Origin of the sequence: Streptomyces xylophagus, from assembly GCF_000716435.1 — a bacterium.
GTDB lineage: Bacteria > Actinomycetota > Actinomycetes > Streptomycetales > Streptomycetaceae > Streptomyces > Streptomyces xylophagus.
Map to the genome: position 1 here is coordinate 500,239 of NZ_JNWO01000003.1, position 20,042 is coordinate 520,280.

Here is a 20,042-nt window from a genome sequence, read left to right on the forward strand (position 1 = left end):
ATCACCGCGAGACGAATATCAACGGAGAGGCGCGAACATGGACGATCTGTCGACTCCGGAGCCCTCGGGCGAACGCCGCTCTGGACGGATCGGCATCGGTCTTGGCCTGGATTCGGTGCATTTCAAGATCCTCGATGTCCTCCGCACCCAGGGCCGTATCTCCGTCGCGGCTCTCGCGGAACGTGTCGGCGTCTCTCGCGCCAATGCCTATACCCGCCTCGAAGCACTCCGCGCCGACGGCGTGATCAACGGCTTCAGCGCCCGGGTCGACCACAACCGGGTCGGCCTCGAGATCTGCGCCCTGATCTTCGTCACGGTCCGCCAGGAGCTGTGGAAACAGTTCCGCTCCGCGCTCGCCCAGATGCCGGAGGTGGAGTACTGCGCCGTCACCACCGGCGAGCACGACGCCATGATCCAGATCCGGGTGGCCGACGTCACCGCCGTGCACCGCCTGGTCACCGACCGGCTCTCCACGATTCCCGCGGTCCGCGCGACGGAGACGGTCATCATCCTCGACGAGGTGCTCCGCCGCCCGTACGTCCTGCCGACCGCGCCCCGCTCCTCCGAATCCGCGGCCGGTACCCCTCAGGACGCCCCTGGAACAAGCCAGTTCGGCATGACCCGCTTCATCCGGGCGGCGGAGGGACGGGCGGACCTGCAGCGCACGTCCGAGCCGGAGGACTGACGGGCACCTCGCCCTCGCGCCCGGGGCATTGTCAGTGGTGGCAGGCAGGATGAGAGTCATGACAACTCCTGCAGCTGTGATCGTGGACGCCGCCGCCTACGCGCAAGCGGTCGAGGACGCGGTGAAGGCGTCGGCCGCCTACTACGCCGCCGGCACCTCCGCGCTGGACGACGACTCCTACGACCGGCTGGTGCGCGGCATCGCCGCATGGGAGGCCGAGAATCCCGACCAGGTACTGCCCGACTCCCCGACCGGGAAGATCGCCGGCGGCGCGGTCGAGGGCGATGTCCCGCACACGGTGGCGATGCTGAGCCTGGACAACGTGTTCTCCGCGGAGGAGTTCACCGCCTGGACCGCCTCGCTGGCCCGAAGAATCGACCACGAGGTCACGCGGTTCAGTGTGGAGCCGAAGCTGGACGGTCTGGCGATCGCGGCCCGTTACGACCGCGGCCGGCTCACCCGGCTCATCACCCGCGGCGACGGCACGGCAGGCGAGGACGTCACCCACGCGATCGGCACCATCGAGGGCCTGCCGCAGGAGTTGGCCGAGCCGGTCTCCGTCGAGGTGCGCGGCGAAGTCCTCATGACCACCGCCCAGTTCGAGCACGGCAACGAGGTACGTACCGCGCACGGCGGGCAGCCGTTCGCCAACCCGCGCGGCGCCGCGGCGGGCACCCTGCGCGCCAAGGAGCGTGCCTATACGGTGCCGATGACGTTCTTCGGCTACGGCCTGCTGCCCCTCCCCGACACGGAGGCCGGGCTCGCGGCACGGCTGGTCGAGCTCGCGCACAGCGACCTCATGACCCAGGCCGCCACCTACGGGATCAACACCACCGCCACCACTCCCGTGCCCGGCATCACCGCCGACACGGTCGAGGAGGTGCTGGCCCGGGTACAGGAGATCGCCGCGCTGCGAGCCGCATTGCCGTTCGGGATCGACGGGATCGTCATCAAGGCCGACCTGGCCGCCGACCAGCGGGCCGCCGGGTCGGGGTCACGGGCGCCGCGCTGGGCGATCGCGTACAAGCTGCCCGCCGTGGAGAAGATCACCCGGCTGCTGGAGGTGGAGTGGAACGTGGGCCGCACCGGGATCATCGCCCCACGCGCCGTCCTGGAACCGGTCGAGATCGACGGGGCCACCATCACCTACGCCACCCTCCACAACCCGGGCGACATCACCCGCCGCGACCTGCGCCTGGGCGACCACGTCATGGTCCACCGGGCCGGCGACGTCATCCCCCGCGTCGAAGCGCCGGTCGCGCATCTGCGTACCGGCGACGAACAGCCCATCGTGTTTCCCGAGGTGTGCCCGCGCTGCGGCTCCGCCATCGACACCAGCGAACTGCGGTGGCGCTGCGAACAGGGCCGCAACTGCCACCTCGTCGCCGCCCTGTCGTACGCCACCGGCCGCGACCAGCTCGACATCGAGGGCCTGGGTCACACCCGTGTCGTCCAGCTCGTCGACGCCGGCCTGGTCGCCGATCTCGCCGACCTGTTCGCCCTCACCCGCGACCAACTCCTGGGCCTGGAGCGGATGGGCGAGACCAGCACCGACAACCTCCTCGCGGCGATCGACGCGGCCAAGGGCCAACCTCTGTCACGGGTGCTGTGCGCGCTCGGAGTGCGCGGCACCGGCCGCTCCATGTCCCGCCGTATCGCCCGCTACTTCGCCACCATGGACACCATCCGGGCCGCCGACGCGGAAGCCATGCAGCGGGTCGAGGGGATCGGCACCGAGAAGGCCCCCTCGATCGTCGCCGAACTCGTGGACCTGGCCCCGCTGATCGACAAGCTCGCCGCAGCCGGGGTCAACATGACCGAACCCGGCGCGACCCCGCCCGCGCCCACGACCGACGATGCCGCAACTGCCCCTACGGATGCGGCAGATACGGCCGACGGGCCGCTGGCCGGGATGACCGTGGTCGTCACCGGCGCGATGACCGGCCCGCTGGAAAAGCTCAGCCGGAATCAGATGAACGAACTCGTCGAGCGCGCCGGTGGCCGTTCCTCCTCCAGCGTCTCCAAGAAGACCACCCTGGTGGTGGCCGGCGAGAACGCGGGATCGAAGCGAGCCAAGGCCGAGACGCTCGGCATCCGTCTCGCCACCCCGGACGAGTTCGCGACACTGATCGCGGAGTACCTCGACTGAAGCTTCGCGTATGAGGTGTTCCGGAGGGGAGGGTGTTCCGCAGCTCACAGTGGCCGGCAGGACATGAGCGGGAACAACTGAGGCGGGTGGCCCGTTCATCCATATGTGGCTGCGGAGGGGACAGTGTCCCCGGGCCTCACCTATAGCCCATGGGGACGATCGTCCGGCTGAAGCCCCATGGAGCCCCTCGCCGAGAGGCGACCGCCCTCCGCACGCCACCACGTACGGTCCCGGCTGGTCTCCCCCGTCCAGCCGGGGCTCTTTCACTCCCAGGGGCGTCCTCCCGCACTCCGCGACAGGGGCAGAATGGACGCCACACAGCCGCTGCGGATGGGGAGTTCATGGACACGCGTACGTTCGACGCGCTGACGGAGTCGATGAAGAGCGCGTACGTCGCGGGTCTCAGCGAAGGTGCCGTGCCCCGCCCGGTCATCATGCCGCTGGTGCGCGGCGAGTTGGTCGGCCTGATCTGGCTGCGCCCGGTCGAGTCCGCCGAGGACGCCCTCACGGCGATCGCGTCGCTGTCGAACATCGCCGCGGCGGCGAACGCCGACGAGATCGTGCTCGCCTGGGAGACCCAGGACGTCGCCACCACCTGCGAACTGCCCTCCGACGGGCCGTCGCCCTGCCTCAACATGGTGCACGCCTCGAAGGACGGCCACACACTCCACCAGTTCCCGTACACCGAGGACTCGGTATCGGCCGAACCTCATTGGCTGCCGGTCCCGGCTCCCCAGCCCGACGGCAAGCTGATGCCGCCTGTGCAGGCCGCGGTCGACTATGCCTTCACTCCCCTCGAACTGGACCATCCCTCCCCGTTCGGCGTCACGGTCGTGCTGATGGAAGAGGACGGCTACAAACTGCGCCTCACCGAAGCATTCGCCTTCTGAGCGCCTCGGGGCCGATGGATCGATCATTCGGCAGGTGACCAACCGCCGTTACAGACATGACACAGTTCACGGCACAGTGGCACCGTACGCCCGCCCCGGGCCTACGCTGTGCCGGTGACCAGTGTCGATGTCGCCGCCCGACCCGCCGCCGAGAGCGGTCCCGAGCCGCGCACCCAGTCCCTGATGCTGACCTTCTTCGGCGCTCATGTGCTGGGGCGGCCCATCGCCGTGTCGTCGGGCAGTGTGATCGCCGCTCTCGGTAGGTCGGGCAGTACCGAGGAGGCGGTGCGGACCACCCTGAACCGCATGGTCAAACGCGATCTGCTCGAGCGGCGGCGCCAGGGCCGGAAGACGTACTTCGGGCTGACACCGCACGCCGTCCAGGTACTGACGGACGGCAAGGACCGCATCTGGCGCACCGGCGCGGTGAACCGCGACTGGGACGGCCGCTGGACGATGGTGGGCTTCTCGCTGCCCGAGGCATGGAGCCGCGAGCGGCACGATCTGCGCTCCCGCCTGATCTGGGCGGGCTTCGGCCCGCTGCAGAACGGCCTGTGGGTGGCCCCGGCGCGCGTCGACGTCCGCGAGATGGTGGCCGGTCTCGGCCTGGAGCCGTATCTGCGGGTGTTCCGGGCGGAGGTCGAGTCGCCGACCGACGTCCGCGAGGTGCTTGAGCAGGCGTTCGACGTGCCGGCCATCGGCGCGCGCTACCGGGCGTTCCTGGAGCGCTGGGACCGCACCGACCCGCTGCCCGCGGCAGCCTCCGGCGACGAACTCGCGGGTCAACTCCTGGTGCACACCGACTGGTTGGACCTGGTGCGACGCGACCCGCATCTGCCCGCCGAGCACCTTCCGGGGGACTGGCCCGCCGCGCAGGCGGAGACCGTCTTCCGCGGCCTGGCCAGCCGCTGGGAGCGTCCGGCGGCGCGCGCGGCTGCCCGCCTGTTGGACACCGTGACGCTGGACTGACCCCCCGGACACCGCTCACACCTCGAACCCCTCACACCTCGGACCCCGCGCATCCACCGGCGGATCCGCCTGCCTCATTATTGGTCAATCTATTGACGGCAGTGAAAAAAGAGCCCTACATTCGCAGCGCTCTTCCAGCTCATTGCTCCCCCTCGCCGCTCTTCCAGCTCGCTCCCCCCACTCGGTCCCCACACGACCCGCGGAGCCGCCGCCATGCCCCGACCCCGTTTCTCGACCCTCGCCGCAGCCTGCGCAACCGCCCTCGCGACCGCTCTGATCGGTCCTGCGACCGGCGCCCACGCGGCCACCACCGTCGCCCAGTACTCCGGCACTCTCGCCGACGGCGCGACCTGGATCGCGGAGGCACCCGCGCAGTGGAACGGCACCCTGTTGCTGTTCAGCCACGGCTTCGGACCTACGACCGCTGCCGACGCCCCGTCGCCCGCGGTGCGCCAGGCTCTCCTGGACGCCGGTTATGCCCTCGCCGGCTCCTCCTACGACCCGAACGGCTCGATGTGGGCGCTCGATTCGGCCGAGCGGGACCAGTTCGCCGCGCTCACCGCCTTTCGCGGACAGGTCGGCGCGCCGACCCGGGTCATCTCGGTGGGCCAGTCGATGGGCGGCCTCGTCAACGCCCGGATCGCCCGGGACGGCGTGGGACGCGTCGACGGTGCGCTCGGCCTGTGCGGCCTGGTCGCGGGGGGTGTCGATCTGGACAACTACCAGCTGGACGCCGAGTACACCCTGGCCACGTTCTTCGACCCGGCCGACGCCGACGCCCTGGTGAACCTGGACGACCAGGCCGACGGCGCCGCTCTCGCCGCCCGGCTCACGACGGCGGTGGAAGCGGCACAGCAGACCCCGGCGGGACGCGCCCGGATCGCTCTGGCCGCCGCCTACCTCAACCTCGCCGACTGGGCTCCCGGCCAGCAGCCGCCCGCCGACGACGACTTCGCGGGTCAGGAGCAGCAACAGTACGCATGGCTGGCGCAGGGCCTGCTCCAGTTCATCGTCCCGGCACGCTGGTCGGTGGAGCAGTCCGCCGGCGGCAACACGTCCTGGAACAAGGGCGTCGACTACGCCGGCCTGCTGCGCGAATCGGCCCACGCCAAGCAGGTCGAGTCGCTGTACCGCGACGCCGGGCTCGACCTGCGCACCGACCTGAACCAGCTCACCCGCGGTGCGGACATCACAGCCGACCCCACGGCCGTGGCTCAGCTGCGGCGGACCTCGACCGCCGGACAGGGGCTGGCCGTTCCGCTGCTGGACATCCACACCACCGCCGACCAACTGGTGCCCGTGGAACAGGAGTCGGCCTTCGCCGGGCGGGTACGCCGGGCCGGTGACTCCGCGCTGCTGCGCCAGGCCTACGTGGCGCGCCAGAGCCACTGCAACTTCACCACCGCCGAAGTGGTCGCCGGTCTGCACGCCGTGGAACACCGGCTGGACACCGGGCACTGGGGCGACTCCACCACCGCCGCCGAACTCCAGCGCGGTGCCGACGAGTTGGGCCTCGACGGCGCCGCCTTCACCGACTACCGGCCGAGCCGTCTGACCGGTGCCCGCTGACCCCGAACCGCCCTCTCCCCGTCCCGATCCTGCGCGCCTCAGGAGCCCTCCGTGTCAATGACGACCGAATCCTCCGCCAGAACCGCCACCGGCCCCGGCCTGAGCACCGGCACCCTGGTCGCCGGTCTCCTCGCCGTCTGCCTCGCCCAGATCGGCCTGGCCATACCGGCCACGCTCAACGGGCTGTTCCAGTCCGACCTGAATCCGGTCGGCTCCCAACTCACCTGGATATCCGACGCGTTCCTGCTCCCGGTCGCCGTACTGGAGCTGACCTTCGGCCTGTTGGGCGACCTCTTCGGCCGCAAGCGGCTGCTGGTCGGCGGCGCTTCGCTGCTGGCGGTGGGCGAGTTGGTCAGCGCCACCTCCACCGGCGTGCACCAGCTCTGGACCGGGCAGGCCCTGGCCGGCCTGGGCGCCGCCGCGCTCTTCCCGACCTCGCTGGCCATCCTGGCCGCCGGCACCACCTCACCCGCACAACGGGCCCGGGTCATCGCCATGTGGGCGGCCCTGCTCTCCACCGGCGGATTCATCGCCCCGCTGCTCGGTGGCGTCACCGCCACCTACGGCTCGTGGCGCTGGTCCTTCGTCGTGGTCACCGCCATCGCGGTCGTCAGCGTCGCCGTCAGCGCCCTGTTCGCCGTCAACTCCAGTGCCCCTGAGGGTCGTTCACTCGACATAGCGGGCCAACTCACCATCGGCCTCGGCCTGTTCTCCCTCCTCTACGCCATCATCCAGGGGCCTACGGACGGTTGGGGCTCGCCCTCGATCGTCATCGCCTTCGTCCTGGCGGCCGTGTTCCTCGCCGCCTTCGTGCTGGCGGAGAAGCACGCCAAGTCCCCGCTCCTGCGCCTGGATCTGTTCCGTAATCGCGCGTTCGCCGTCGCCTCGGTCGTGGCCGTGGTGGGCATGTTCGCCTTCCTGGGCACCGCCTACTCCGTCAGCATCCGGCTCGGCCCGGTGCAGGACCAGGCCCCGATGCGGACGGGCCTGGCCTTCGTCCTGCTCAACGGCGTCACGCTGGTGATGCTGCCGCTGACGGAACGGCTGCTGCGAACCGTCGCACCGGGGCTACTGCTGGGCGCGGGGCTGCTGTTGATCGCGGCGGGCGACTACTGGGCCGCCACTCTCCCGATCACCGACACGGCCTTCACCTCACTCATCCTGCCGCTCGGCCTGGTCGGACTGGGCTTCGCGATCACCGTCTCGTCGATCACGGCGACGGCGGTCAACACCGTGTCGACACACCTGGCCGGCATGGCCAGCGCCACCACCAACCTGCTGCGCGACTTCGGTTTCACCCTGGGCCCCGCGATCATCGGAGCAGTCGCCCTGAGCCGCGCGGCCAGCAGCTTCTCCGCCTCCCTGCACGACTCGGCCCTGCCGCAGGCACTGAAAGGCGCGGGCACGGCCGTACTGGAAGAGGGCGGTCCTCTCGCGGTGAACGGCGCCTCGGAGGCGTCGCCGAAACTGGCCGACCTGCACCCACTCGCCATGGAAGCCCTCGGACACGGCTACTCGATCGGCTTCGTCGTCTGCGGCTCGGCCGCGCTGTTCTCCGCGTTGCTGGCCCTGATCACACTCCGCAGCCACAAGGCTTCCCCCTCCTGACGGGTCCGCCCCACCCATGGTGCCTCCACGCACTACGCCCCCCAGAACTATGGTGTCCCACCACATGTGCCGCTGACGTGCCCCTTCCTAGCGTGTGCGCTCACGTACCCGTCCCCACCGCACACCAGGAAGTGGCGCACATGGCCTCCACACCCACCGCTCCCCCACCCCGCACCGACCTCACCCGCATAGTCGCCGCCAGCCTCATCGGCACGACGATCGAGTGGTACGACTTCTTCCTCTACGGCTCCGCGGCCGCGCTCGTCTTCAACAAGCTGTTCTTCCCTGGCTCCGACCCGCTCGTCGGCACCCTGCTCTCCTTCCTCACCTACGCTGTGGGCTTCGCGGCCCGCCCGCTCGGCGCCCTGGTCTTCGGGCACTACGGCGACCGGATCGGCCGCAAGAAGCTGCTGGTGCTGAGCCTGCTACTGATGGGCGGGGCGACCTTCGCGATCGGGCTGCTGCCGACCCACGCGACGGTGGGAGCGGCGGCACCGGTCCTGCTCACCGCGCTGCGTCTCGTGCAGGGTTTCGCGCTGGGCGGTGAGTGGGGCGGGGCCGTACTGCTGGTCTCGGAGCACGGGGACGCGCGGCGGCGCGGGTTCTGGGCGTCGTGGCCGCAAACCGGCGCGCCCGCGGGCCAGTTGCTCGCGACGGGCGTGCTGTCCCTGCTCACAGCCGTCCTGTCGGACGAGGCGTTCGGCAGCTGGGGCTGGCGTATCCCGTTCCTGCTCTCCGGTGTCCTGGTCGCCGTCGGTTTGTGGATTCGTCTGTCTGTCGATGAATCCCCTATATTCCAGGAGGCGTTGGCACAGGCGGAGGCCCGCAAAGCGGCCGCTCGCGCAACGGCCTCAAGCTCCGACACCGAGCAACTCCCGCTCGTCTCCGTACTGCGCCACCACTGGCGCGACATCCTGGTCGCGATGGGCGCCCGCATGGCGGAGAACATCAGCTATTACGTGATCACCGCGTTCATCCTCGTCTACGCCACCACCTCGGCCGGTGTCTCCCGGCAGACGGCGCTGAACTCCGTACTGATCGCCTCCGCCGTGCACTTCGCCGTCATCCCGGCCTGGGGCGCGTTGTCGGACCGGATCGGCCGCCGCCCCGTCTATCTGCTGGGCGCGGCAGGTGTCGGGCTGTGGATATTCCCGTTCTTCTCCCTGATCGACACCGGGGACTTCGGCAACCTGGTCCTCGCCGTGACCGTCGGCCTGGTGCTGCACGGCGCGATGTACGCACCCCAAGCAGCCTTCTTCTCCGAGATGTTCGCGACCCGGATGCGCTACTCCGGCGCCTCGATCGGCGCCCAGTTCGCCTCGGTCGCGGCGGGCGCCCCGGCCCCGTTGATCGCCACCGCCCTGCTGGCCGACTACGACAGCTCGACCCCGATCGCCCTGTACGTGATCGCGGCCGTCGTCCTAACCCTGATCGCGGTGGGCACGGCCAAGGAGACCCGGCACCGCGACCTGGCCGAGGTCGAGGCCGCCACTGCCGACGAGCCTGCGGCCACTACCGCTCCCGCTCCCACTCCCGTGAAGGGCGCGGCGGACGCACGCACCACCTGATCACCGCGCACCACGGATCGCGCGCCGCGCCGCGCCGACCCTCGTACGCCTCGCGCGTACGAGGGTCACCGTCGCACCGGAGCCGCCAACCGTCGTAGTCTCAGGGCGAGTTGGATCTCCAGGGCACGGCCCGGGTCCTGCCAGTCCTCGCCTAGGAGCCGGCCCACGCGTTCCAGCCGCTGGGCCACGGTGTTGACGTGGACGTGCAGGTCGTCCTTGGTCCGGGCGGGACTCATGCCGCAGGCGAAGTAGGCGTCGAGGGTGCCCAGCAGATCGGTGCCGCGCCGCTCGTCGTAGCGCACGACCTGGCCGATGGTCCGCTCCACGAAGCCGCCGATGTCGCGGTCTCCGGCGAGGAGCAGTCCGAGGAAGCCGAAGTCCTCGGCGGCGGCGCCGTCTCCCGAACGGCCCAGCAGACGCAGGGCGTCGAGGCAGCGACGCCCCTCCTCGTAGGCGGCGGCGACGGCGTCCGGCTGGTCGGCGAGTTTCTCGACGGGGGCGGAAGCACCGACGGTGACCGCCTCGTGTACAGCCGCTCCCAGGTGGGCGGCGGTGCGTCGGGCCAGGCCCGTGGCGGTGTCGCCGGGGCCGAGGGGCAGCAGCAGGACGGTTCCGCCGTCGCGGGCGGCGGCGAGGCCCTGCCGGGTGCCGGCGAGATGCGAGGCGGCGGACCACAGTCGTCTGCGCGCGGCGCTCTCCTGGTCGGCGTCGGCTGCCGTGCCGTCGAGCCGGGCGGCGAGCACGACGTGGGTGGCGTCCAGGTCGGCGTGCAGCCGGGACGCGCGCTCCCGCAGCAGGCGTGGGTCGCGGTCGCGGGCGTCGAGCAGATCGTCCAACAGCTCGCCGCGAACGCGCTGTTCGGCCTCGGCGGCCGATCTGCGGGCGAGCAGGAGCAGGGAGGTGACCATGGCGGCGCGTTCCAGGGTGCGTTGGTCGACCGGGTCGAGGCCGGGGTGTCCGCGCAGCACGAGCGCGCCGAGGAGTTCGCCTCCGGCGGCCACGGCGGCGATCCAGTCGTCCCGGTGCCGCACCGCGTGCCCCTCCGTACGGGACGCTTCCAGCGCCTTCGTGGGTGTGGCGTCGGTCTCGGTGAACTCGACCACCCCGTCGAGGACTTGGGAGACGGCAGCGGCCACGTCGTGGACCCCGCCGCCGCGCAGCACGAGTTCGGCGAGCCGGTCGTGGACGTCGGAGGCGCGCTCGATGACTCCGCTGCGGTCCTGGATGATCTCGTTGGCGCGCTCCAGACCGGCGAGTGCCGCGCGGGTCTCGGTGAGCAGGTTCGCGGTGTCGATGGCGGCCGCGGCGAGCGCGGCGAAGGAGCCGAGCAGCGCGATCTGCTCCCGCTCGAAGACCCGCGCCCGCCGGTCCGCCGCGAACAGCACCCCGATCACCCGGTGCCCGAGCATCAGTGGCACCCCGAGGATCGCCACGAGCCCCTCGTCCCGTACCCCGGAGTCGATGGTGAGGGTGTGCTGGAAGCGGTCGTCCTTGAAGTAGTCGTCGGTGACGTACGGCCGTGCCGTCTGGGCCACGAGTCCGCCGAGCCCCTCCCCCATGCCCAGGCGCAACTGCTGGAAGCGGGCCGCGACCGAGCCCTCGGTGACCCGCATATAGGTGTCGCCCCTGGCCGGGTCGTTGAGGCTGAGGTAGGCGATGTCGGTGCCGAGCAGCGACCGGGCGCGCTGGACGATCGCCTGCAGTACGGCGTCCAGGTCGCGCAGGCCGGCGAGGTCGTGGGCCGTCTCGAAGAGCGCGGAGAGCTCGGCCTCACGCCGTCGGCGTCCCTCCAGCTCCGAACGCACGCGCAGCGCGAGGGACTTGGCGTGTTCAAGTCCGGCGATCAGCGCGGCCGGTCTCCCGTCGGCGCGGGCGAGCAGCACCGGCTGCTCATAGGCGTCGACGGAGGCGCCCCGGGCCAGCAGCTCCAGGAACGGCGCCTCGGCACTGCTCGGTCGCGCTCCGGCACCGGAGTCGGTGGTGGAACGCTCGGCGGACTGCGTGTGATCGCTGGACATGCTCACAGGATTCCCCATCGCCGGGCCGGCCGGTCAGGCCTGTGGATAACTCAGAATTCCCTGCGCGACAGCGGTTCAGTGCGCGGTCCACCCGCCGTCCATGACCAGCGAGGTGCCGGTCACGAAGGACGCCTGCGGGCCGCACAGATAGGCCACGGCCTCGGCGACCTCCTCCGGTTCGATGAGCCGTTTGACCGCGCTGTCCTGCAGCAGCACCTCGGTCAGCACCCGCTCCTCGGGAATGCCGTGCGCGTGTGCCTGGTCGGTGAGCTGCCGTTCGACGAGGGGGGTGCGCACATAGGCGGGGTTCACACAGTTCGAGGTGACGCCATGGGGTGCGCCTTCGAGGGCGGCGGTCTTGGAGAGTCCCTCCAGACCATGTTTGGCGGCCACATACGCGGACTTGAAGGCGGAGGCGCGCAGCCCATGGACGGAGGACACATTGACGATCCGGCCCCAGCCCTGCCCGTACATATGGGGCAGGGCGCCGCGGATGAGCCGGAAGGGTGCCTCCAGCATCACGGTGAGCACCGTGTGGAAGACGTCGGGCGGGAACTCCTCGATGGGGCGCACCAGTTGCAGCCCCGCGTTGTTCACCAGGACGTCCGTGCCGGCGGCGGCGTGCTCTGCGGCGTCGAGGTCGGTGAGGTCGAGGACATACGGCTCGACGGTTCCCACGAGGTCCTGCGCCTGCTCGGCGAGCGTCGCCAGTCCTGGAGCGTCCAGGTCGACCGCTCTGACCTTGGCCCCGGCGGCGGCCAGCCGCAGCGTGCAGGCGCGGCCGATACCGCCGGCGGCACCGGTGACGAGGGCGGTACGGCCGCCGAGATCGAGGAGGCCGGGGTGGGAGCCCGGGAGGGCGTTGGGCACGGTCATAGGTCGACCCTAGACAGCGCCCCCGCCCCACCACATATGGGCTGCACCCATACTTCAGTCGGAACTCGTGGTGTCAAACCATGTGGGTGCGTCCGCCAGGGTCTGCTTGATCCGGAACAGTTGGTGATCACTGAGCTCGGGCAGCGCATCCAACTCGAACCAGCCGACCTCCAACGACTCGTCGTCGTTCACGGCTGCTTCTCCGCCCACCGCCCGGCACTGCAGCGTGATGTCCATGAACTGGCAGGCGTCGCCGTTGGGATAGCTGATCGGCCCCCCGGCCTTGACCATGACAATCCGTTCGGCCACGCACTCGACGGCCGTCTCCTCGAACACCTCGCGCACCGCGCAGACGGCGGGCTGTTCACCGGGCTCGGGAATGCCGGAGGGCAGAGCCCACTCGTGGTTGTCCGACCGCTTGCCCAGCAGGACGCGACCCGCGTCGTCGAAGACAACGGCACTCACCCCCGGAAGCCACAGCAGCTGGTGCCCGGCGGATTCCCGGATCGTACGAATGAAGTCAGGAGTAGCCATGCACCGACCCTAACGGGACGATCCATGGCCGCTCCACGAACTACCGTCCCCGCGGCGGGCGTACAACAGGCGTACGGTTACACGTCGCCCGCGCGCCGCCTGCGCACACCCGCGCCGATCGCCCAGCCGAGGCCGCCCGCGGCGACGAGCACCAGGGCGATCTCGGGCAGGATGCCGAGCTTCGTGGCCGGTGTCTCCGAGGAGCGCAGCGGCACCTTCTGGACCAGGGAGTCGGCGACGAACATGCCGGTCTTCTGCGTGATCTTCCCGTCGGGCATGATGATCGCGCTGACGCCACTGGTCACCGGCACGGTAACGGTCCGGCTGTGCTCGACGGCGCGCACCCGGGACATGGCGAGCTGCTGGTAGGTCATCTCGCTGCGGTCGAACGTGGCGTTGTTGCTCGGCACGGAGATCAACTGGGCGCCGTCGGTGACCTCGGAGCGCACGGCCCAGTCGAAGGCGGCCTCGTAGCAGGTGACCAGGCCGATCTTGGCGCCGTTCATGGTGAACACGCCCGGCTTGGTGCCCCGGCTGAAGTCCTGGCGGACCATGCTGGTCCAGTTCTTGTTGATCGCCCCGAGCAGCGAACGCATCGGGAGGTACTCGCCGAACGGCTGGATCTGCCGCTTGTCGTAGGTGTCGGTGGGGCCCTTCACCGGGTCCCAGAGGATCTGCTCGTTGTAGAGCTTGCCGTCCCGTTCGACGACGCCACCGACCGAGATGGGCGCGCCGATCGCCTTGGCCGCCGCGTCGATGTCGGTGTACGCCTGGGCGTCGGCGAACGGATCGACGTCGGAGGAGTTCTCCGGCCACAGGACCACATCGGGCTTCGCGACCTTGCCCGCCTTGACCTTCGCGGCCAGCCGCAGCGTCTCCTTGACGTGGTAGTCGAGCACGGCACGCCGTTGGGCGTTGAACTCCAGCCCCGCGCGCGGGACGTTGCCCTGGATGACCGCGACCGTCGTGGTGCCGTCCTCGGCCTTGTCGCTCACCAGGGACCGCGCGGCGACCGCGCCCACCACCGGCACGGCCACGCTCAACAGGGCCACCGTCGCGGCGGACCGCTGCACGACGCGGGTGCGCCGGCCCTCCAGGACCAGGCGCACGATCTCGTACAGGCCGAAGCCGCACAGGACGACCCCGAAACCGAGGACCGGGGTGCCGCCCACCGCGGCGAGCGGCAGGAAGACACCGTCCGCCTGACCGAACGCGATCTTGCCCCAGGGGAAGCCGTGGAAGGGGACACGCGCGCGTACCGCCTCACCGGCGATCCACAGCGCCGCCGCCCAGACCGGCCAGGCGGGCAGCTTCGACACCGCGGTGATGCCCGCGCCGACCAGTGCGACGAAGACCGCCTCGGCCACCACCAGGGCGATCCAGGGCCCCGGGCCGACCTCGACGCCGGTCCACACCAGCAGCGGCAGCAGGAATCCGAGGCCGAAGAGGTAGCCGAGGCCGAGGCCCGCCTTCCAGCTCCGGCCGCGCAGCACCCACGCGAAGCAGGCGAAGGCGGGCAGCGCCAGCCACCACAGGGTGCGGGGCGGGAAACTGACGTAGAGCAGCACTCCGGAGAGCGCTGCTACGGCGGCCGGAACCAGGCGGGCGAGCCGGGCGAGGCGCGAAACGGGCGCGGCCTGTGGCTCCAGCTGGTCCGACTCGTCCACGGAAGTTGCGGTGACGGTCACTCCGGGAGTGTACGGCGGTTGACCTTGGCGCCGACAGCACGGTCCGGATGGCAGCCCAGGGCACTGAACTGGGCCGCAGCAGCATCGTTCCTGCGCAACTCGTCCACAAATCGGTCATCAGCCGTTACGGTGTGCCGGAGCCCCTGTCGTGCGGTCGGTCCAGGCCAGGACGGCGGGGGCCGTCACTGGTCGGGGGCGGCCGGGTTCGGGGGGCGGCGGGGTGGGATCCACGGGGATGGCGTCGGCGACCGGTCCGGACGCCGACAGTGAAAGACGAAACGTTTCGGATGCGGCGGGCGTCGTGGTGCTCGGGGCGTGCGCCGCGTGGTCGCTGATCACCGCCGCCATGCACGACGGCCGGCCCGAGGGTGTGCTGCTCGCGGTCCTCGCGGTCTCCGCCGGTTACGCCTCGGGGCGGATCTCCGGGGCGCTGGTGCCGGTCGCCGCGCCCTGCGTCGTAGCGCTGGCCGGGCTCGGTCTGGCACTGGCCGAACCGCGTCTCGCGCCGGGCCCCCAGTTCACCGTCCCGCTCGGCCACGCGGGAGCCACCGCGGCCCTGCTGACCCTGGCCGTCGGCTCCGCGTGCTGCGCCACCTGGGCCGCCTCGACTCCGGCACTGCGGCTCGCGTCGGGGCTGCTGGCCGCCGGGATCACGGTGACGTCGGCCGTGCTGGGATCGATCACGGGCTTCGCCATGTGCACGGCGGTGCTGCTGTGCTCGCTCGCCGCCGGCCGGATGGAGCACCGGGGACTCGGTGTCGCGGGTCTGGGCCTGGCCACGGCGCTGGTGACCGGGGCCACCTGGGCCGTCGCCGGAAACGTGCTCCCGGAGGGGCTGACCACGTCCCTGGAGGGCCGGCTGACCCCGCACCGGGTCCAGCTGTGGCAGGACGCCCTGCACATGGCGCATCAGGATTCCGCCCTGGGGGTGGGTCCGGGGCGCTTCGGGGAGCTGAGCAGCGCGGCGGCCGAGGCCCTGCTGCCGGACGGGAAACCGCACTCCGCGCCGCTTCAGATGGCGGCCGAGCAGGGAGTCGTCGGCGTACTCCTGCTGGCGGCGGCCTTCGGCTGGGTGCTGCACGCGCTGTGGCGCACTCCGCGTTCCACCCCGATCGCGCTCACCGCGGGCGTCGCGCTGACCGGGCTCGCGTTGATCGCCTCGGTCGGCAACGCGCTGAGCTTCACCTCGGTGTCGGTCGGCGCCGGTTTCCTGGCCGGCCTTGCCACGGCCCGCCCGCTCGCCGACGACTCCTCGCGCACAGCGTCGGACGCACGCACGCGTGGCGACCGTCTGTCCCCCTGAAGGGCGTCAGCGCACCACGCCGGGCGTGGGCGGCACCAGCCGGTCCGTGATGATCCGTACGGCCGCCTCCGCGTTGTCCACGGTGATCGTGAACGTGTGCCCGTCCCACAGCTGCAGCACGATGCCCTCGCCACGCCGTACGACGACGGCGGTGCCCTTCTCGGGCCGCCAGCGGTAGCCCCAGCCGCCCCACTGGCGCGGGGTGACGTGCGGGGCGAACTCGGCGCCCGCGACGCTCGCGAGAGGGATGCGGCGGCGCGGCACACCGATGTGACCGCAGCGCACTTCGAGGGTCTCCGTGTCGACCTTCAGGGCGACATGCACGAAGGCGAGCGTGCCGAACAGCATCAGCAGTCCGGCCGCGATGCACCCGACGACGGACATGGCGAGCGGGGCGATGCCGGACGTCCAGGCGGAGTCCACGGCCAGCTCGATGCCGAGCGCCATGCAGGCGGCACCGGCGAGCGCCAGCAGCCACTGGAACCGGTTCGTCGCGCGTCCGGTCCAGATCTCGGTCTGCGGGATGGTTTCGTCGCGGGGGTGGTCCCTCATGCCTACGAGACTACTCAGGTTTCGCTGCGCGGGTACCGCGTTGCGGAGGGTGACCGTTTTGTGCGACGGCACGGTGGACGCACAGCGTCCGGGTCGTCGCCTGTGGTCAGTGGGCGGGGGCTACGGCCCGCAGCAGCCGACCTTCGGTGTAGGTCGACGCGGCTGCGGGCAGCGCGCCTTCCCGCCCGTTCAGGAGCACCGTCAGGCTGCCGTCCGCCAGCGCCTCGGGTGCGGGCTTTTCACCGATCCGGCGCAGTGCCTGGGCGGCCACCGCGTCCGCGGAGCCGTGCAGGACGAGCGGCGGGCGGTCGGGGCGCTGCACGGCCGCACGGATGCGTTCGGCGACCAACTCGTAATGGGTGCAGCCCAGGACGACGGTCGTTACATCGTCGGGCGTGAGCTCGGCGGCCGCGGCGACGGCGGCGTCGATGGCCGCCCCGTCCCCGCGCTCCACGGCCTCGGCCAGTCCCCAGCAGGGGATCTCGGTGACCGGCACACCGTCGGCGAAGTCCTCGATGAGGCCGCGCTGGTAGGGGCTGCCGGTGGTGGCGGGCGTCGCCCAGATCGCGAAGGGCGTGCCGCCGGCCGCGGCCGGCTTGATCGCCGGGACCGTGCCGATGACCGGGATACCGGGTTCCAGGCGGTCGCGCAGAACCGTCAGGGCGTGCACGGTCGCGGTGTTGCACCCGATGATCAGGGCGTCGGGCCGATGCGCGGCGGCGGCCTCGGCGACGGCCAGCGCGCGCTGGGCGACGTCTTCGGGAGTCCGCGGACCATAGGGCATGCCCTCGGGGTCCAGGGAGAGCACGAGATCCGCGTCGGGGCGCACACGCCGTACAGCTGCGGTGGCCGCCAACAGACCGATTCCGGAGTCCATCAGCGCGATCTTCACCCGGCCACGATAGACGATGGCCTCTGTGGATCCGCTCCGTTGGGGCAGACTGCGCCCGTGAGCGCCATCGTGTGGATCGCCGCCGGATCACTCGCCGCCTGGCTGTGGCTGCTGCTCTGCCAGGGCTTCTTCTGGCGCACGGACATCAGACTGCCGCCCCGCGCCGACCCGGACGACTGGCCGTCGGTCTGTGTGGTCGTCCCGGCCCGCGACGAGGCCGCCGTACTGCCCGAGAGCCTGCCGTCGCTCCTCGCCCAGGACTATCCCGGGCGGGCGGAGATCTTCCTTGTCGACGACGGCAGTTCGGACGGCACCGGGGAACTGGCCCGTGAGCTGGCGCGGAAGCACGGCGGGCTGCCGCTGACCGTGGACTCCCCCGGCGAACCGCCGGCGGGCTGGACGGGCAAGCTGTGGGCCGTACGGCACGGCATCGGTCTGGCACGCGCGCGTGGGCCCGAGTATCTGCTGCTGACGGACGCGGACATCGCGCATACCCCGGACAGTCTGCGGGAGTTGGTGGCGGCGGCCCGCACCGGCGGCTTCGACGCCGTCTCGCTGATGGCCCGGCTGCGCGTAGAGAGCTTGTGGGAACGGCTGGTGGTGCCGGCGTTCGTCTACTTCTTCGCGCAGTTGTATCCGTTCCGCCGGATCGGCCGGAAGGGCGCCCGGACGGCAGCGGCGGCGGGCGGCTGCGTCCTGCTGCGCGCGGAGACGGCCGAGCGGGCGCGGATCCCGGACGCCATCCGGCACGCGGTGATCGACGACGTGGCACTCGCGCGTGCGGTCAAGGGCGGCGGCGGTCACATCTGGCTGGGGCTCGCCGAGCGGGTGGACAGCGTGCGCCCGTATCCGCGGCTGCACGACCTGTGGCGGATGGTCTCGCGCAGCGCGTACGCGCAACTGCGGCACAACTCGCTGCTGCTCCTGGGTACCGTCCTCGGCCTTGCGCTGGTGTATCTCGTGCCACCGGTGGCCCTGTTCGTGGGTCTGGCCGCCGGGAGTACGTCGACCGCGGTCCTCGGCGGTCTCGCGTGGCTGTTGATGACGGGTACCTACATCCCGATACTCCGCTACTACGGGCAGCCGCTGTGGCTCGCTCCCCTGTTGCCGTTCACCGCGTTTCTGTACCTCCTGATGACCGTCGATTCCGCGGTGCAGCACTACAGGGGACGTGGTGCGGCCTGGAAGGGCCGCACCTACGCGCGTCCTGACGCCGTCGTCGGCGACGAGGGGTGAGGGCTCACTTGCGGCCCGGGGTCCAGTTCATGCCCCACCCGTAGACGCGGTCGACGGTCCGCTGCGGGCTCACCCCGCGGTCCGGGACGAGGTAGCGGGCCTCGCGCTGGACGACGAGGTCGCCCCCGGTGTTGGTGATCAGGGCGAGCGCGCACACCGTGGAGGGGACCGTGCACTCGTCGAGCGAGAAGTCGATCGCGGCGCCGTGCTGCGGCTGGAGGGTGACCGTGGCGTGCAGGTCGGCGAAGGAACGGGCACCTTCGTAGATGGTCACGAAGACGAGGATGCGCCGGAAGTCCTTGATGTGGTCGAGGTTGACGGTGAGGTTCTCGCCGCTCGCCGACGCGCCGGTGCGGTCGTCGCCGTCGAGGTGGATGTACGGGGGCCGCTGCAGGGAGCCGTAGGCGTTGCCGAGGGCCTGGACGACGCCCTTGCGGCCGTCGGCGAGTTCGTACAGAGCGCAAAGGTCGAGGTCCAGGTCCGCGTGCATCGCGACCGCCCGGCCGCGCTTGCTGCCCCAGCCCGAGAACTGCTTGCGCACCTCCCAGTTGAGGTTCACGCGCAGGGCGCCCGAGGTACCGCCCTGCTTGGTCAACGAGACCGAGGGGGCCGCCTTGGTGAGCGTGACCTTGGTCAGCCGGACGGGGGCGGCGGGAGGGGGCGAGGGCGGGCCGGCGGGAGGAGCCATGGGCATGGGCGGGGGCAGGTTCACGGACGGCCCGGAGGGGGGCGGCAGGTTCACGGGTGGCCCGGAGGGAGCCGGCATGGTGGCGGCCGGTGCCGTCTGCTGCGGCTCGTCCACCGTGATGCCGAAGTCGGTCGCCAGGCCTTCGAGTCCACTGTCGTAGCCCTGGCCGACGGCCCGGAACTTCCACGCGCCCTGGCGGCGGTAGAACTCGCCGAGCACGAAGGCGGTCTCGACCGTCGCGCCCGTGCTGTCGAAGCGGGCCACTGCGGTGTTCTGTACGGCGTCCCGGACCTCGATGTACAGATCGGGGACCCGGCCGAACGTTCCGCCGTCCGCGGAGGCGGCGAGGACGATGCGCTCGACAGCGGGCTCCACGCGCGCGAGGTCGACGAGCAGCGTGTCGGTCACCCACCCGCCGGCGTTGCCCTTGCCCTCGTGGCGGACCGCGCCCGAGGAGTGCGCCGGCTGGTTGTAGAAGACGAAGTCGCCGTCGGAACGGACCTTTCCGTCCACCAGCAGCAGGGCCGAGGCGTCCGCGTCGGGGACGCCGGGTCCGGGCCGCCAGCCCAGCTCGACGCGCAGTGCCGTCGTCGGCACCGGAACATTCGAACCTTTCGGCATCGACATGTCTGCCGCCCCCATTCACGTGTCACCGTGCCAGGACACGCCCCGGCAGCCCATCGGGTGTCTACCCGGACAACCTATTCCCCGGGGCCGCGAACGCCCATGCGGGGCGCGGCAACACTGGTGGCCAACCGCTGGTAACCCGCCGGGAACTCGGCCTTTACACGATCCGAACACCGATCGATGCCCTTTT

16 protein-coding genes are annotated in these 20,042 nt (G+C 71.1%); 9 read left to right on the forward strand and 7 right to left on the reverse strand.

The genetic code is table 11. The features are described 5' to 3' along the window. Positions 1-37: 37 nt before the first annotated feature. The 7 genes from OO70_RS09340 (at position 38) to OO70_RS09370 (ending at position 9,438) form a co-directional block, all read left to right on the forward strand. Positions 38-685, forward strand: coding sequence for an Lrp/AsnC family transcriptional regulator (locus OO70_RS09340; protein WP_051740954.1), 648 nt, complete (start codon positions 38-40; stop codon positions 683-685). A 58-nt stretch (positions 686-743) separates the two neighbouring features. Further along, positions 744-2,834 carry an NAD-dependent DNA ligase LigA gene (ligA, locus tag OO70_RS09345; RefSeq protein ID WP_043666670.1) on the forward strand — a complete coding sequence of 697 codons (2,091 nt, stop codon included), beginning with the start codon at positions 744-746 and terminating at the stop codon, positions 2,832-2,834. A 341-nt stretch (positions 2,835-3,175) separates the two neighbouring features. Beyond that, positions 3,176-3,724, forward strand: a complete 549-nt coding sequence (locus OO70_RS09350) for a hypothetical protein (RefSeq protein ID WP_043666673.1) — start codon at positions 3,176-3,178, stop codon at positions 3,722-3,724. A 108-nt stretch (positions 3,725-3,832) separates the two neighbouring features. After that, positions 3,833-4,693: a PaaX family transcriptional regulator gene (locus tag OO70_RS09355; RefSeq protein WP_043666676.1), complete on the forward strand. Its 861-nt coding sequence runs from the start codon at positions 3,833-3,835 to the stop codon at positions 4,691-4,693. Positions 4,694-4,906: 213 nt separating this feature from the next. Continuing rightward, on the forward strand, positions 4,907-6,262 hold the full coding sequence (locus tag OO70_RS09360) for an alpha/beta fold hydrolase (protein WP_043666680.1): 1,356 nt from the start codon (positions 4,907-4,909) through the stop codon (positions 6,260-6,262). Positions 6,263-6,319: 57 nt separating this feature from the next. Continuing rightward, positions 6,320-7,870, forward strand: coding sequence for an MFS transporter (locus OO70_RS09365; RefSeq protein WP_043666683.1), 1,551 nt, complete (start codon positions 6,320-6,322; stop codon positions 7,868-7,870). Between the two features lie 140 nt (positions 7,871-8,010). Continuing rightward, on the forward strand, positions 8,011-9,438 hold the full coding sequence (locus OO70_RS09370) for an MFS transporter (protein WP_043666687.1): 1,428 nt from the start codon (positions 8,011-8,013) through the stop codon (positions 9,436-9,438). Positions 9,439-9,503: 65 nt separating this feature from the next. On the opposite strand, the gene OO70_RS09375 is transcribed toward OO70_RS09370, so the two are convergent. The 4 genes from OO70_RS09375 to lnt all read right to left on the reverse strand — a co-directional run bounded on the left by OO70_RS09375 (position 9,504) and on the right by lnt (position 14,554). Beyond that, the gene (locus OO70_RS09375) at positions 9,504-11,456 is read right to left on the reverse strand and encodes a helix-turn-helix domain-containing protein (protein WP_043666690.1); all 1,953 of its coding nucleotides are present in this window, start codon (positions 11,454-11,456) and stop codon (positions 9,504-9,506) included. A gap of 75 nt (positions 11,457-11,531) precedes the next feature. Further along, positions 11,532-12,332: a 3-hydroxybutyrate dehydrogenase gene (locus OO70_RS09380; RefSeq protein ID WP_043666693.1), complete on the reverse strand. Its 801-nt coding sequence runs from the start codon at positions 12,330-12,332 to the stop codon at positions 11,532-11,534. Positions 12,333-12,386: 54 nt separating this feature from the next. Next, positions 12,387-12,866, reverse strand: coding sequence for an NUDIX hydrolase (locus OO70_RS09385; protein WP_043666697.1), 480 nt, complete (start codon positions 12,864-12,866; stop codon positions 12,387-12,389). A 77-nt stretch (positions 12,867-12,943) separates the two neighbouring features. Next, positions 12,944-14,554, reverse strand: a complete 1,611-nt coding sequence (gene lnt / locus OO70_RS09390) for an apolipoprotein N-acyltransferase (protein ID WP_043666700.1) — start codon at positions 14,552-14,554, stop codon at positions 12,944-12,946. Between the two features lie 235 nt (positions 14,555-14,789). On the opposite strand from lnt, the gene OO70_RS09395 reads away from it, so the two are divergent. After that, the gene (locus OO70_RS09395) at positions 14,790-15,857 is read left to right on the forward strand and encodes an O-antigen ligase family protein (protein ID WP_051740956.1); all 1,068 of its coding nucleotides are present in this window, start codon (positions 14,790-14,792) and stop codon (positions 15,855-15,857) included. A gap of 6 nt (positions 15,858-15,863) precedes the next feature. On the opposite strand, the gene OO70_RS09400 is transcribed toward OO70_RS09395, so the two are convergent. Both OO70_RS09400 and OO70_RS09405 read right to left on the reverse strand, forming a co-directional pair. Next, the gene (locus OO70_RS09400) at positions 15,864-16,409 is read right to left on the reverse strand and encodes a hypothetical protein (protein WP_043666709.1); all 546 of its coding nucleotides are present in this window, start codon (positions 16,407-16,409) and stop codon (positions 15,864-15,866) included. 106 nt (positions 16,410-16,515) lie between these two features. Next, a complete protein-coding gene (locus OO70_RS09405) occupies positions 16,516-17,301 on the reverse strand; it encodes a glutamate racemase (protein ID WP_043666712.1) in 786 nt (261 codons plus the stop codon). A gap of 57 nt (positions 17,302-17,358) precedes the next feature. On the opposite strand from OO70_RS09405, the gene OO70_RS09410 reads away from it, so the two are divergent. Then, the gene (locus OO70_RS09410) at positions 17,359-18,537 is read left to right on the forward strand and encodes a glycosyltransferase (RefSeq protein ID WP_199827279.1); all 1,179 of its coding nucleotides are present in this window, start codon (positions 17,359-17,361) and stop codon (positions 18,535-18,537) included. Between the two features lie 4 nt (positions 18,538-18,541). Here the strand turns inward: OO70_RS09410 and OO70_RS09415 are convergent, their stop codons facing one another. Next, positions 18,542-19,846, reverse strand: coding sequence for a TerD family protein (locus OO70_RS09415; RefSeq protein WP_043666973.1), 1,305 nt, complete (start codon positions 19,844-19,846; stop codon positions 18,542-18,544). Between the last annotated feature and the right edge of the window lie 196 nt (positions 19,847-20,042).

Coding starts and splice junctions, on each gene's coding strand:
- OO70_RS09350 (WP_043666673.1), top strand. CDS start 3,176: ATGGACACGCGTACGTTCGACGCGCTGACGGAGTCGATGAAGAGCGCG.
- OO70_RS09370 (WP_043666687.1), top strand. CDS start 8,011: ATGGCCTCCACACCCACCGCTCCCCCACCCCGCACCGACCTCACCCGC.
- OO70_RS09385 (WP_043666697.1), bottom strand. CDS start 12,866: ATGGCTACTCCTGACTTCATTCGTACGATCCGGGAATCCGCCGGGCAC.
- OO70_RS09400 (WP_043666709.1), bottom strand. CDS start 16,409: ATGAGGGACCACCCCCGCGACGAAACCATCCCGCAGACCGAGATCTGG.
- OO70_RS09340 (WP_051740954.1), top strand. CDS start 38: ATGGACGATCTGTCGACTCCGGAGCCCTCGGGCGAACGCCGCTCTGGA.
- OO70_RS09365 (WP_043666683.1), top strand. CDS start 6,320: ATGACGACCGAATCCTCCGCCAGAACCGCCACCGGCCCCGGCCTGAGC.
- ligA (WP_043666670.1), top strand. CDS start 744: ATGACAACTCCTGCAGCTGTGATCGTGGACGCCGCCGCCTACGCGCAA.
- OO70_RS09360 (WP_043666680.1), top strand. CDS start 4,907: ATGCCCCGACCCCGTTTCTCGACCCTCGCCGCAGCCTGCGCAACCGCC.
- OO70_RS09375 (WP_043666690.1), bottom strand. CDS start 11,456: ATGTCCAGCGATCACACGCAGTCCGCCGAGCGTTCCACCACCGACTCC.
- OO70_RS09415 (WP_043666973.1), bottom strand. CDS start 19,846: ATGCCGAAAGGTTCGAATGTTCCGGTGCCGACGACGGCACTGCGCGTC.
- OO70_RS09395 (WP_051740956.1), top strand. CDS start 14,790: ATGGCGTCGGCGACCGGTCCGGACGCCGACAGTGAAAGACGAAACGTT.
- OO70_RS09380 (WP_043666693.1), bottom strand. CDS start 12,332: ATGACCGTGCCCAACGCCCTCCCGGGCTCCCACCCCGGCCTCCTCGAT.